14 protein-coding genes are annotated in these 13034 nt (G+C 71.1%); 9 read left to right on the top strand and 5 right to left on the bottom strand.

Annotation, left to right across the window (positions count from 1 at the left end; all coding sequences use genetic code 11):
• Positions 1–292 precede the first annotated feature (292 nt).
• The 3 genes from QBL25_RS37220 to QBL25_RS37210 all read left to right on the top strand — a co-directional run bounded on the left by QBL25_RS37220 (position 293) and on the right by QBL25_RS37210 (position 3094).
• The gene (locus QBL25_RS37220) at positions 293–1114 is read left to right on the top strand and encodes a helix-turn-helix transcriptional regulator (protein WP_409061360.1); all 822 of its coding nucleotides are present in this window, start codon (positions 293–295) and stop codon (positions 1112–1114) included.
• 104 nt (positions 1115–1218) lie between these two features.
• On the top strand, positions 1219–2265 hold the full coding sequence (locus tag QBL25_RS37215) for a 3-oxoacyl-[acyl-carrier-protein] synthase III C-terminal domain-containing protein (protein WP_409061359.1): 1047 nt from the start codon (positions 1219–1221) through the stop codon (positions 2263–2265).
• A 40-nt stretch (positions 2266–2305) separates the two neighbouring features.
• The gene (locus QBL25_RS37210) at positions 2306–3094 is read left to right on the top strand and encodes a GNAT family N-acetyltransferase (RefSeq protein WP_409061358.1); all 789 of its coding nucleotides are present in this window, start codon (positions 2306–2308) and stop codon (positions 3092–3094) included.
• Between the two features lie 25 nt (positions 3095–3119).
• On the opposite strand, the gene QBL25_RS37205 is transcribed toward QBL25_RS37210, so the two are convergent.
• The 4 genes from QBL25_RS37205 to QBL25_RS37190 all read right to left on the bottom strand — a co-directional run bounded on the left by QBL25_RS37205 (position 3120) and on the right by QBL25_RS37190 (position 7011).
• Positions 3120–3680 carry an isochorismatase family protein gene (locus QBL25_RS37205; RefSeq protein WP_409061357.1) on the bottom strand — a complete coding sequence of 187 codons (561 nt, stop codon included), beginning with the start codon at positions 3678–3680 and terminating at the stop codon, positions 3120–3122.
• A gap of 107 nt (positions 3681–3787) precedes the next feature.
• Complete coding sequence (locus QBL25_RS37200) at positions 3788–5209, bottom strand: MFS transporter (protein ID WP_409061356.1); 1422 nt, start codon at positions 5207–5209, stop codon at positions 3788–3790.
• Positions 5206–5649 (bottom strand): MarR family winged helix-turn-helix transcriptional regulator, encoded by a 444-nt coding sequence (locus QBL25_RS37195; protein WP_409061355.1) that lies wholly within the window; start codon positions 5647–5649, stop codon positions 5206–5208. Before QBL25_RS37195 ends, QBL25_RS37200 begins: the two co-directional genes overlap by 4 nt.
• Before the next feature lie 135 nt (positions 5650–5784).
• Entirely contained in the window at positions 5785–7011 is a 1227-nt protein-coding gene (locus QBL25_RS37190) for an acyl-CoA dehydrogenase family protein (protein ID WP_409061354.1), read from the bottom strand.
• Between the two features lie 167 nt (positions 7012–7178).
• Between QBL25_RS37190 and QBL25_RS37185 the strand changes: the two genes are divergently transcribed.
• On the top strand, positions 7179–7826 hold the full coding sequence (locus tag QBL25_RS37185; RefSeq protein ID WP_409061353.1) for a TetR family transcriptional regulator: 648 nt from the start codon (positions 7179–7181) through the stop codon (positions 7824–7826).
• Positions 7827–7841: 15 nt separating this feature from the next.
• Here the strand turns inward: QBL25_RS37185 and def are convergent, their stop codons facing one another.
• Complete coding sequence (def, locus tag QBL25_RS37180) at positions 7842–8381, bottom strand: peptide deformylase (protein ID WP_409061352.1); 540 nt, start codon at positions 8379–8381, stop codon at positions 7842–7844.
• 142 nt (positions 8382–8523) lie between these two features.
• On the opposite strand from def, the gene QBL25_RS37175 reads away from it, so the two are divergent.
• The 5 genes from QBL25_RS37175 (at position 8524) to QBL25_RS37155 (ending at position 13012) form a co-directional block, all read left to right on the top strand.
• Positions 8524–9762: a MurT ligase domain-containing protein gene (locus QBL25_RS37175; RefSeq protein WP_344519320.1), complete on the top strand. Its 1239-nt coding sequence runs from the start codon at positions 8524–8526 to the stop codon at positions 9760–9762.
• Positions 9763–9802: 40 nt separating this feature from the next.
• Positions 9803–10531 (top strand): type 1 glutamine amidotransferase, encoded by a 729-nt coding sequence (locus tag QBL25_RS37170; protein WP_409061351.1) that lies wholly within the window; start codon positions 9803–9805, stop codon positions 10529–10531.
• A 143-nt stretch (positions 10532–10674) separates the two neighbouring features.
• A complete protein-coding gene (locus QBL25_RS37165; RefSeq protein WP_409061350.1) occupies positions 10675–11700 on the top strand; it encodes a 6-phosphofructokinase in 1026 nt (341 codons plus the stop codon).
• A gap of 114 nt (positions 11701–11814) precedes the next feature.
• On the top strand, positions 11815–12765 hold the full coding sequence (locus QBL25_RS37160; RefSeq protein WP_409061349.1) for a cytochrome c oxidase assembly protein: 951 nt from the start codon (positions 11815–11817) through the stop codon (positions 12763–12765).
• A gap of 85 nt (positions 12766–12850) precedes the next feature.
• On the top strand, positions 12851–13012 hold the full coding sequence (locus QBL25_RS37155; RefSeq protein WP_190078913.1) for a hypothetical protein: 162 nt from the start codon (positions 12851–12853) through the stop codon (positions 13010–13012).
• Positions 13013–13034 lie beyond the last annotated feature (22 nt).

The raw sequence follows: 13034 nt of genomic DNA, 5'->3' as shown, positions 1-13034 counted from the left end.
ACGCATCGGAATCCGAACAGCCGATCCATACTCTTCCCGCAGCAGCCCAATGGGCCTAGGGGGTACCCGACGCCGAGGAATTTCAGCCAATTTCAAGCTCCTCGGTCAAGATGCCCCACAGTTGTGTCCGCGCGCCCACCGACGATGGAACTCGCAGGTCGGTGGTCCCGCTCCCCCCATGATGCCGCATCGACTGATCGTTTTTCTTCGGGCAATCTTTACTACCAAAGCTGGTGAGAATATTTAGACTGCTGATGCTCAACTCGGCGTGCACCAAGAGGGATTACCCACCATGAACAAGACGGCGCTCCGCGCTCTGCTCCGCGAACGACGCGCCCTCATCGCTCCCGAATCGCACGGCTTCAGCCGCCCCACGGGCCAGGGGCGGCGCGCCCGTGGCCTCTCCCAGCACCAGGTCGACCAACTGCTGCACCGGGCCATCGGGACCTACCACCGCCTGGAGTCGGGCAGTTACCCCAATCCCCCGGCTTCCCTGCTGCGGGACGTGGCACGACTGTTCGGCCTGAACGAGCAGGAGTGGGTGTCCCTCAATCGCTACGCGTTGATGCAGGACCCGCCGGGTCCGTTGTACTCGTCCTCCGGCAAGGAAATCTCCGGCTCGTGGCAAGAAGCCGTCGACGGCATCAGCCACATGGCGTATGTCGTCGACGCCTCGTGGGAACTCCTGGCCCACAATGAAGCCTTCGCCGCGCTCTTCCCTCAAGGGACTCCCCCGAGCAACACCATGCGCTGGATGCTACTCGACCGCGACGGCCGCGAGTTCCTGACGGACTGGCGCACCGCATGGGCTCCGATGGTCGTGCCCCAACTGCGGGCCGCACTCACGGCCCGGCCCGACGACGAGATCCTCCGCCGGATCGAGAAGGAAGTCCTCACCGATCCGGACATCGCCTCCCTCTACGAGGTGGACGGCGCGCTGATCCATCCCGACGGTCACGAGCGCCCGTTGCGGCACGCACAGCGCGGCCCCGGCTGGGTGACCATCTGCGCGGCCCAGCCCATGGCATCGCCGGGCGCGCGGCTCTTCATCCTGATCTTCAAGCCGGGCGCCCAGCGCAGCCACACCCGCGCACCCGTGCTCCGAGCGACCTGACGCCCGGTCTCCTCAGCGCATCTCGGTAGCACAAGGGCACGGATTCGGCGACGTCAAGTACGTTGAGCGGCACCCCCACCAAAACTAGCCATGTGGGAGCCACCGTGCCGGCCTTCGTATCCGCCCCCAGAACCGCTTTCGGTGCCCACAAAGTCACCACAGACGAGATCGCCGACGACATACGCACACATCAACACGGTCATCCGCGCCTCACGGCGATCCTGCGCGTCGTCGACAACTGCGGTGTCTCGTCGCGTCATTTCAGCCGTCCTCTGAACTCGCCCACGGTCTCCGGCACAGCCGACGTCCACGAGCGGACGCAGGCGGCGTTCGACGATGCCGTCGCGCTGTCCGAGCAGGCGGCGACGGCCGCCCTCGACGCGGCAGGACTGACGGCGGGCGACATCGACGCGATCGTCACCACACACTCCACCGGTTGGGCGGTCCCCAATCTCGACGTCCATCTCATGGCGCGCCTCGGCCTGCGCCCCACCGTGCGCCGCGTGGCGCTGACGACGGTCGCCTGCGCGGGCGGCGTCCAGGGCCTGATCCGGGCGGCAGATCTCGTCGCCGTCCGGCCGGACGACAAAGTGCTGGTCGTGGCAGCCGAAGTCCTCTCGACCTCGTACAACCACTCCGCCACCACCATCGAATCGATGATCTACAAGGCGCTGTTCGCCGATGCCGGCGCGGCGGCGGTCGTCACCGGCACCCCGCTGACCTCCGGTCTCGCGATAGACGACACCTTCGAGTACACGCTCCCCGGCAGCCTGGACCGGTACCGGGGCCGACTCGACGCCCGGGGAATGCACTTCGATTCCACCAAGCAGGCTCCCTCCACGGCGGCCAAGACCCTCCCGGCGCTCACGGAGTGGCTCGGTCCGCGTCCCGTCGACTTCGCTGTGATCCATCCCGGCAGCCACCGCATCATCGCCGACACCGCGGAGGCACTGGGCCTGGACGCCGAGGCGGCCCGGCACTCGGTGGACTCGCTCACCGACGAGGGCAACATGGGTGCCGTCAGCGTCTTCCGGGTGCTTGAGCGGACACACGCCGACCCGCCCGAGGACGGCGCACGCGGGGTCGCCGTGGCGTACGGCCCGGGGTTCATCACCGCCGGGCTGCGCTGCCACTGGCGGTCCGTCCCGTAATTCCTTTGCCGATCGTTGCCGCCCCTGCTGAAGTGCCCGCATGGACCACCAAGCCGTACTGGCGGCATACGACCAGCAGATCCGGCGCGGCGCTCAGGCGGACAGTCCCGGCGTGCGCGTCGAGCGGGACGGCCCCGTCGTGCGGCAGATCGGCGCCGCGCACGACTGGAACGGCGTCCACTGGGCGGACCTCGACGTGAGCACGGCGGACTCCGTCATCGCCGAGCAGGTCCGCTACTTCACGTCCCACGACCGCGAGTTCGAGTGGAAGCTGCACTCCCACGACCGCCCCGCCGACCTCGCCGACCGGCTGCTCGCCGCCGGCTTCGTGCCCGAGCCGCCGGAAGCGGTGATGGTCGCCGAGGCCGCCGCCCTGCCCCAGGAGCCGAAGCAGCCCGAAGGAGTGCGCCTGCTGCCGGTCACGGACGCGGCGGGGGTCCGCCTCATGACGCGGGCCCATGACATCGCCTTTGGCGAGGACAGCGCGGGGCTCGGCGAGCGCCTCGCCCAGCGCGTCCTGACCCAGCTGACCGAGACCCCGGACGCCGTCGTCGCGGTGGTGGCGATGGCGGGCGACGAGCCGGTGAGCTCGGCCCGCATGGAGTTCAGCCCCGGCACCGACTTCGCGGGCCTGTGGGGCGGCGGCACCGCTCCCCGGTGGCGGGGCAAGGGCATCTACCGCGCCCTGGTCGCGTACCGCACCCGCATCGCCGTGGAGCGCGGCTGTCGCTACCTCCAGGTGGACGCCTCCGACGACAGCCGCCCCATCCTCCGGCGCCTGGGCTTCGCGCAGCTGAGCGTGACGACGCCGTACGTGCACCGGCCCTGAGCGGGCTCCGGCGGGCCGGGCGGCTCTAGGCGGCGGCCGGCAGGAGCTTCGCGATCGCCTCCGCCGTGTCCGTCTCGCCCAGCCTGGGGAAGATCTTCTCGACGCTGTTGCGGTGGGCCTCGGCGTCCATGTCGGTCACGGCGTCGACGGCGACCGTGACGTGGTACCCGTGCTCGTGGGCCGCGCGGGCCGTCGACTCGACGCCGATGCTCGTCGCGATACCGGCGACGACCACCTGCGTCACGCCGCGCCGGCGCAGCCGGAGGTCGAGGTCGGTTCCGTAGAAGGCGCCCCACTGCTGCTTGGTGACGACGATGTCGCTGTCCCTGCGGCCGAGTTCGGGGACGAGGTCCGCCCAGTCCGCGGGCACCTCGCCGCCGCGGACCGGGCCTTCGGTGCGCCCCGGAGCGCCTCCGGTGACCCGGACCAGGATCACGGGCAGACCGTGCTCGCGGAAGGCGTCGGCGAGGCGCGCCGATCGTTCGACGATCTCCGCGGAGGGGTGGGCCGTGGGCAGGGCGGTGATGCCCTTTTGGAGGTCCACGAGGACGAGGGCGGTGGTGGGGTCAAGGACGGTGGCGGTCATGCGGGGTGCCTTTCACTTGCGTACGGGGTGCTGCGGGTTGGTGCGGGTTGGTTCGGTGACGTCGGGCTCGTGCCTGGCTTCTGTGAGGTCCGGTGCTACGCCGGGTGCTACGTCCGGGTGGTGGTCTTGTGTGTCGCCGTGGTGCGCAGGGCGCGGTCCGTGACGGTCAGGGCGATGAGGGCCAGCGCGAGGACGCCGCCGACCACGGCCATCAGGTGCAGGCCGCCGTCGTCGGCCTGGTGGCCGTAGGCGAGGCCGATCAGCCCGGAGGCCGTGATGGCGCCGATGTACTGGGCGGTGCGCTGGAGCCCGGCGGCCGACCCGATCGCGTCGGCGGGCGCGAACTGCTGCACGGCCGCCTGGTTGCCGGTGCCCATCAGGCCCTGCGGAATGCCGAAGCAGGCGCCCGCGAGCAGCAGCACGGCGAGCGGGGTGGAGCCCGACGTCACCAGGAGCAGCGCGCTGCCCACGGCGAGGAGCACGGCGGCCGTTATGAGCGGCGCGCGGATGCCTTTCGTGCGGGCGCCGAGCAGTGAACAGGCCAGCGCTGCTAGGGACATCGGCAGCATGACGAGCCCGGTGTGGAGCGAGGAGAAGCCGCGGGCCTCCTCCAGCCACTGGGTGAAGCCGTACATGACGCAGTAGACGACGAGGTAGCTGAGCCCGTGGCGCAGGTAGGTGCGGGCGAGCGCGTGGTTGGTGCCCAGCATCCGCAGGTCGATGAAGGGGCTCGGATGACGCAGCTGCCACCAGGTCAGGACGGCGCCCAGGAGCACGACCGGGGCGAGCAGCCACCACAGGGGGTGGCGCAGGTCGAGCAGGAAGACCACGAGGCAGGTCAGCGCGCCGGTGAACAGCAGGGTGCCCAGCGGGTCGAGGGCGCTCGCGGCGCCGGGTCCCGTCCGCTCTCGGCGCGGCGCGTCCCGGGGGATCCAGCGCAGCGTCGCGCCGTACGCGAGGAGGGCGACGGGGACGTTGACGGCGAAGATGCCGCGCCATCCCGCGGTCGCGACGAGGAGCCCGCCGAGGGTGGGTCCGACGGCGGCGCTGCCGAGCGCGGCGAAGGAGAGCCGGCCGAGGACGGTGCGCGGGGTCGGCGTGCCGAGCCTGCGTGACTCGTCGCGCAGGACGGCCATCGCGGCGGGGTACGCGGCCGAGGTACCGATGCCGAGCAGCAGTCGTGAGAGGAGCAGCCACAGGAATCCGGGGGCGAACGCGCCCACGAGCCCGGAGGCGGCCACGACCACGAGCCCGCCGAGGAAGACCCTGCGCGGCCCGATGCCGTCGGCCAGTTTGCCGAGCACGGGCTGGGCGACGGCGCTCGCGAGGTACAGGACGGAGACGAGCCAGGCGGTGTCGGACGCGCCGACGCCGAAGTCGTGCCCGATCGCCACCAGGCCGGTGGAGATCATCGTGGTGTTGAGCGGGTTGAGCAGGGAGCCGAGGAGGAGGGGCGCGGTGAGCCGGGCCCCGAAGGCGGGCCGTTCGCCCGCCGACTGCCGGGCCGGCGCGGAGGTGGGCGCCCTCACGTGCGCACCAGTCGCTCCAACAGCTCGACGGCGTCGGCCAGTTGGCGACGCTCCGCCGGGTCGAGTTCGTCGGCGAGCGCCGCGGCGAGCCAGTCGCGCTTGGCGGCCCGCATCTCGGTGAGGGTGCGGCGGCCCTGGGCGGTCACGGAGACGACGGACTGCCGGCCGTCGTCGGGGTCCGGTGAGCGTTCGACGAGTCCCAGCTCCTCCAGGGCGCTCACGGTCATCCGCATCGACTGGGGCCGGACGAGCTCCGCGCGGGCGAGGCCCGCGGTGGTGTCGGGGCCGTCGCCGTCCAGACGGGCGAGCACGGAGCGCTGCGAGGGGCTGAGACCGGTCTGCGGGGACACGCCGCGAAAGCGCCGCACGAGCCGGCGGACGGCGCCGGACAGATCGGCGGCGAGCTGCTCGGGGGTGGGGTCACCGGAGTGTGCGCTCATGTCCCGCACCGTACGAGATGGACAGGTAAACTTGCAAGCCTCACTGCGCAGGTTACCTGTGGGACTCCCCGGCACGCAGAACGCCCCTGTCGCTCGGAGCGACAGGGGCGGACGTGCCATGTGCAGGGGTGTGCGCTAGCGGATCGGCATGCCCGACAGCGTGCGCGCGATCACCAGGCGCTGGATCTCGCTCGTGCCCTCGAAGATCGTGTAGATCGCGGCGTCCCGGTGCATGCGCTCCACCGGGTACTCGCGCGTGAAGCCGTTGCCGCCCAGGATCTGGACCGCCTGCGCGGTGACCTTCTTGGCGACCTCGCTCGCGTACAGCTTGGACATGGAGCCCTCGGCCGACTCGAACTTCTTGCCCGTGCTCGCCATCCACGAGGCACGCCAGACGAGCAGACGCGCTGCGTCGATCTGCGTACGCATGTCGGCGAGCTGGAAGGCGACGCCCTGGTTGTCGATGATCGGGCGACCGAACTGCGTACGCGTCTTGGCGTACTCCAGGGCCTCCTCGTACGCGGCGCGCGCCGTACCCACGGCCATGGCGCCGACCGCCGGGCGGGACGCCTCGAAGGTGGCCATCGCGGCGTTCTTCACGCGCTCGCCGCCGGTCTTGGCGCGCTCGCGGGCGCGGGCGAGGCGCTCGTCGAGCTTCTCCTTGCCGCCGAGCAGGCAGTGGCCGGGGACGCGCACGTCCTCCAGGACGACCTCGGCGGTGTGCGAGGCGCGGATGCCGTGCTTCTTGAACTTCTGGCCCTGGGAGAGGCCGGGGGTGTTCGGCGGGACGATGAAGGAGGCGTGGCCCTTGGAGCCGAGCTCGGCGTCGACGACCGCGACGACAACGTGCACGTTGGCTATGCCGCCGTTGGTCGCCCAGGTCTTGGTGCCGTTGAGGACCCACTCGTCCTTGGCCTGGTCGTAGACGGCGCGGGTGCGCATCGCCGCCACGTCGGAGCCCGCGTCCGGCTCGGAGGAGCAGAAGGCGGCGACCTTGACGTCGTTCACGTCGCCGTACATCTGCGGGATCCAGGTGCCGATCTGCTCCTCGGTGCCGTTGGCGAGGACGCCGACGGCGGCCAGACCGGTGCCCATGATGGACAGGCCGATGCCCGCGTCACCCCAGAAGATCTCCTCGGTGGCCATCACGATGCCCAGGCCCGTGGGGTCGAAGAACTGCTGGGCGTAGAAGTCCAGGGAGTAGATCCCCAGCTTCGCCGCCTCCTGGATGATCGGCCACGGGGTCTCTTCGCGCTCGTCCCACTCGGCGGCGGCAGGCCGGATCACGTCAGCGGCGAACCCGTGGAGCCAGTCCCGGACCTCCTTCTGTTCGTCGTTGAGCTCCATGGTGAACTCGGCCATGACCCCTCCAGGACCTGCGGTGAAGACGTGCGTTACTTGCGGTAACTGGAGTCTGTTACCGGCCGGTAGCCGCTGTCAACTCCCGGCCGCCCGTTCGATCGGCGCCTCGCGCGGGGTGTTACGTTGCGCGTGCGTCACGCAATCGCATGGGCGGGGAGAGAATCGCTATGGAGACCACCACACCGCGGACCGATCAGCAACGGTCCGCCGAGCGCCGGCGGCGCGAATTGCTGGAGGCCGCCGACCGGGTGGTGCTCCGCGACGGGCCCGGCGCCTCGATGAACGCCATCGCCGCGGAAGCCGGCATCACCAAGCCGATCCTGTACCGGCACTTCGGCGACAAGGGCGGACTGTACGCGGCGCTCGCCAAGCGCCACACCGACGCGCTCCTGGAATCGCTGCGCGCGGCCCTGGACGCCCCGGCCGAGCGGCGCGAGCGGGTCGAGCAGACCCTCGACACCTACCTCGCCGCGATCGAGGCCCGCCCGCAGGTCTACCGCTTCCTCATGCACCCCTCGGACGGCGCCACCCCCGGCGAGCAGGGCTTCGACGTGGGCCTGCACTCGGCCCCCGTCCTTCGCCGCATGGGCGAGGAGCTCGCGCAGGTCATCGAGGAGCGGGTGGACCTCGGACCGGGCAGCGCGCAGCTCGCCCGCGTCTGGGGCCACGGCATCGTCGGCATGATGCACGCGGCCGGCGACTGGTGGCTGGGCGAACGGCCCTGCCCCCGCGCGGAGTTGGTCAGCAGCCTGGCCGACCTGCTGTGGGGACGGCTCGCCGCGGCGGGCAACCGCGTCGGCGGCCCCGGGTTCTGACGTCCGGCCCTGGAGTCAGCCGCTCCAGGGCGCCTTGGCGGCGGCCCGCAGCACCCTGCGCCGCCGCCAGCCCGTGACGTGATCGGTGTAGACGCCGCCCTCCAGATGGTCGCACTCGTGCTGGAGGCAGCGCGCGAACCAGCCGGTGCCGTGCACCCGCACCGGAGCACCGAGCATGTCGAAGCCCTCCACCACCGCGTGGTCGAGGCGCGGCGTGCTCGCCTCAAGGCCCGGCAGGGACAGACAGCCCTCCGGGCCGCGCACGATCTCCCCGTCCAGTTCCACCAGGCGCGGGTTCACCACGTACCCGAGATGGCGCACGTCCTCGTCGTCCGGGCAGTCGTACACGAAGACCCGCCGGCTCACGCCGATCTGGTTGGCCGCCAGACCCACGCCCTGGGCGGCGTACATCGTGGCGTACATGTCCTCGATGAGTCCGGCCAGTTCGGGGCCGAAGTCGGTGACGTCCGCACACCGCTTGTGCAGCACGGGGTCACCGAGGAGAGTCAGGGGTCGTACGCGCCCTGAGGCGCCCGGGATCGAGCCGTGTCGCATGGCCGCAAGGGTACGGTCCTCACAGAGCCCCGGGGTCGGGGTGGTGCCGCGGTTCGGCCTTGACAATGGATCTCGATAGGCTGAGGTTCATCGCGTTGCCGGGGGCAGACGCGGCGCCATAAGCAAGGAGGATCCAGAACTGATGGCAGGCAACACGGACCCGCTGTCGCCGCGGGCCAAGCTGGCCGTGACGGCGGGCAAGGCGGCCGCGGCGGTATCGCGCGCGGCGGGCCGCGGCAGCGGATCGGTGATCGGCGGCCGCGTGTCACTCAAGCTCGACCCCGACCTGCTCGGGCGACTGGCCACGCACCTGGACGTGGTGCTCGTCTCTGCCACGAACGGCAAGACGACCACGACCCGGCTGCTCGCGGAGGCGCTGCGCGCCAGCGGGCCCGTGGTGTCGAACGCGCTGGGCGCGAACATGCCGGCCGGGATCACCTCGGCCCTCGCGGGCGGCTCGGACGCGCGCTTCGGCGTCATCGAGGTCGACGAGAAGTACCTCGCCGGTGTCGCACGCGACGTCGAGCCGAAGGCGATCGCGCTGCTCAACCTCTCGCGCGACCAGCTGGACCGCGCCGCCGAGACCCGCATGATGGCCGAGAACTGGCGCGAGGGCCTGGCCGGCTCCAAGGCGGTCGTGATCGCCAACGCCGACGACCCGCTGGTCGTCTGGGCGGCGTCCTCGTCGCCGAACGTCGTCTGGGTGGCCGCGGGCCAGGAGTGGAAGGACGACGCCTGGTCGTGCCCCTCCTGCGGCGGTGTCATGCAGCGCCCCGGCGACGACTGGTTCTGCGGCGAGTGCGGCTTCCGCCGCCCCGCGCCCAGCTGGGTGCTCTCCGGCGACCACGTCCTGGACCCGCACGGCTCGGCCTGGCCGATCCATCTCCAGCTGCCGGGCCGGGCGAACAAGGCCAACGCCACCACCTCGGCCGCCGTCGCCGCCGTCTTCGGCGTGCCGCCGCAGGTCGCCCTGGAACGCATGTACCAGGTGCAGGCCGTCGCCGGACGCTATGACGTCGTGCAGTTCCAGGGCCGTGATCTGCGCCTGCTCCTGGCGAAGAACCCCGCGGGCTGGCTCGAGACGTTCTCGCTGATCGACCCGCCGCCCACCCCGGTGGTCCTGTCCGTGAACGCACGCGGCGCCGACGGCACCGACACCTCCTGGCTGTGGGACGTCGACTACACCCGGCTGGCCGGTCACCCGATCTTCGTGCTCGGCGACCGCAAGCTGGACCTCGCGGTGCGCCTGGAGGTCGCGGGCCTGGACTTCCGGGTGTGCGAGTCCCTCGACGAGGCCGTGCAGCTCGCGCCGCCCGGCCGGATCGAGACGATCGCGAACTACACCGCGTTCCAGGACCTGCGCCGCCGCGTCGGCAACTGACCCCACCGGACCCTCTAGACCCTCGTAGGGACGAATGAGCATGAGCGACAACAGCCTGCGGCTGGTGTGGGTCTACCCCGACCTGCTCAGCACGTACGGAGACCAGGGCAACGCCCTGGTCGTGGAGCGCCGCGCCCACCAGCGCGGCCTCCAGGTCGAGCGCTACGACGTGCGCAGCGACCAGCCGGTGCCCACCTCCGGCGACATCTACCTGATCGGCGGCGGTGAGGACCGCCCGCAGCGCCTGGCGGCCGAGCGGCTGCGCCGCGACGGCGGACTCCAGCGGGCCGTGGGCAACGGCGCGATCGTCTTCTCGGTGTGCGCCGGCTACCAGATCCTGGGCAACGAGTTCATCAACGACCTCGGCCAGCGCGAGCCGGGCCTCGGCCTGCTCGACGTGGTCTCCACCCGCGGCGAGGGCGACCGGTGCGTCGGCGACGTCCTGGGCGACATCGACCCGCAGCTGGGCCTGCCCCCGCTGACCGGGTTCGAGAACCACCAGGGCATCACCCACATCGGCCCGTCCGCGCGCCCGCTGGCCCGCGTCACGCTGGGCCGGGGCAACGGCACCGGGGACGGCACCGAGGGCGCCTACAACGGCACCGTCTTCGGCACGTACATGCACGGCCCCGTCCTGGCCCGCAACCCGCTGATCGCGGACCTGCTCCTGAAGCTGGCCCTCGACGTGAACGCGCTGCCGCCCACGGACGACCGCTGGTACGAGGCGCTGCGCGCCGAGCGGATGAACGCCGCACAGCAGCCCGCTTGATGCACCCGCCGCACAGGTGAGCGGCACCGTCCAGCAGTCGGACGCCCGGTGCGGCCCCGCCCCCTTCCGCCTATAGGGTGGCGGGGTTCCAGCCGGACGACGTGGTCCGGTCTCCGGCCCACGTTGCAAAGGTTTCCCGGGCTATGCGCATTGGTGTCCTCACCTCCGGCGGCGACTGCCCCGGTCTGAACGCCGTCATCCGTTCGGTCGTGCACCGCGCCGTCGTCGACCACGGCGACGAGGTCATCGGCTTCCACGACGGCTGGCGCGGCCTGCTCGAGTGCGACTACCGCAAGCTCGACCTCGACGCGGTGGGAGGCATCCTGGCGCGTGGCGGAACGATTCTCGGCTCCTCCCGCGTCCAGCCCGCGCATCTGCGCGACGGCGTCGAGCGGGCCAAGGGCCACCTCGCCGACCTCGGCCTCGACGCGGTCATCCCGATCGGCGGCGAAGGCACCCTGAAGGCGGCCCGGCTCCTGTCGGACGCCGGTCTGCCGATCGTCGGGGTGCCCAAGACGATCGACAACGACATCGCGGTCACCGACGTGACCTTCGGCTTCGACACCGCCGTCGGCGTGGCCACCGAGGCCCTCGACCGGCTCAAGACGACCGCCGAGTCCCACCAGCGGGTCCTGATCGTCGAGGTCATGGGCCGGCACACCGGCTGGATCGCCCTGCACTCGGGCATGGCCGCGGGCGCGCACGCCATCGTCGTGCCGGAGCGGCCCTTCGACATCGAGGAGCTGGCGCAGAAGGTCGGCGAGCGGTTCTCCGCGGGCAAGAAGTTCGCGATCGTCGTCGCCGCCGAGGGCGCCAAGCCCCGCGAGGGCACGATGGACTTCGACGAGGGCACCAAGGACATGTACGGCCACGAGCGCTTCGCGGGCATCGCCACGCGGCTCTCGGGCGAGCTGGAGCAGCGTCTGGGCAAGGAGGCGCGCCCTGTGATCCTCGGGCACGTCCAGCGCGGCGGCACCCCCACCGCGTACGACCGCGTCCTGGCCACCCGCTTCGGCTGGCACGCCGTGGAAGCCGTGCACCGCGGCGAGTTCGGCAAGATGACCGCGCTGCGCGGCACGGACATCACGATGGTCCCGCTCGCCGAGGCCGTCGAGACCCTCAAGACGGTGCCGGACGAGCGGTACGCCGAGGCAGAGTGCGTGCTCTAGCACCCGGCCTGACGCAAGGCTGAAGGAACGGCCCCCGGACGCGTCGGCGTCCGGGGGCCGTTCTAGTCTGGTGCGGACACACAGCGCACAACCGCACGAATCAGGAGCCAGTGGATGGATCACAGCGGGCACGGCATGAACATGGATCTGCCGCCGTTCACGCTGGGGCGCGGGCTCGAACTCTCGGCCGACCCCTTCTTCCTCGTCGGCTCCCTGGTGGCGCTCGCCCTGTACGGGTGGGGCGTGGTCCGGCTCGTGCGGCGCGGCGACAAGTGGCCCGTCGGCCGCACCGTCTCCTTCGTGGCGGGCGTGCTGACCATCCTGCTCGTGATGTGCACCAAGCTGAACGACTACGGCATGGTCATGTTCAGCGTGCACATGGTCCAGCACATGGTCATCAGCATGCTGTCGCCGATCCTGATCCTGCTGGGCGCCCCGATCACCCTCGCCCTGCGCGCCCTGCCGGTCGCGGCCCGCGGCAGCAAGGGCCCGCGCGAGTGGCTCCTGTGGGTCCTGCAGAGCCGCTACATGAAGATCATCACGCACCCCGCGTTCACGATCCCGCTCTTCATCGCGAGCCTGTACGCGCTGTACTTCACCCCGATCTTCGACACCCTGATGGGGTCCAAGGCGGGCCACATCGGGATGATGGTCCACTTCCTCGCCGTCGGCCTGGTCTTCTTCTGGCCGATCATGGGCGTCGACCCGGGCCCGCACCGGCCCGGCTACATCATGCGGATGCTGGAGCTGTTCGCCGGCATGCCCTTCCACGCGTTCTTCGGCATCGCCCTGATGATGGCGTCCGAGCCCATGATCGGCACCTACAAGAACCCGCCCGCCTCGCTCGGCATCGACGCGCTCGCCGACCAGAGCGCCGCCGGCGGCATCGCCTGGGCGTTCAGCGAGGTGCCCTCGGTGCTCGTGCTGCTCGCGCTGCTCTTCCAGTGGTACCGCTCCGAACAGCGCCAGGCACGGCGCACGGACCGGGCCGCCGACCGTGACGGCGACAAGGAGCTGGAGGCGTACAACGCCTATCTGGCCTCACTGGCCGCGCGCGGGCGCTAGCGGCAAAGGGTCTTCGCGGGCGAGGATGGTCTCAGGCCGCGGTCTTGGCGTCGAGGCGCCGGGGCTGCCGGGAGGAGGCAGGGCGATGCCTGATTCTACGAAGACGATGGGTGTGTTCACCATCGGAGGCTTGGTCGCGGTGACCGCGTACACGGTCGCACTGGGAAGCAACGGCTGGCTGTGGTTCGGCTGGGTCGTCATCGGGATGCTCACGCTGGCGATGGTGCTCTCGCGCAGCACCCCCTGAGACACCGCGCGCGGCGGCGTCT

The organism is Streptomyces sp. SYP-A7185 (assembly GCF_046103685.1).
In the GTDB taxonomy this organism is placed as follows: domain Bacteria; phylum Actinomycetota; class Actinomycetes; order Streptomycetales; family Streptomycetaceae; genus Streptomyces.
The sequence above is the reverse complement of the archived record's forward strand: the minus strand, read 5'-3'. Positions and strand labels throughout refer to the sequence as shown.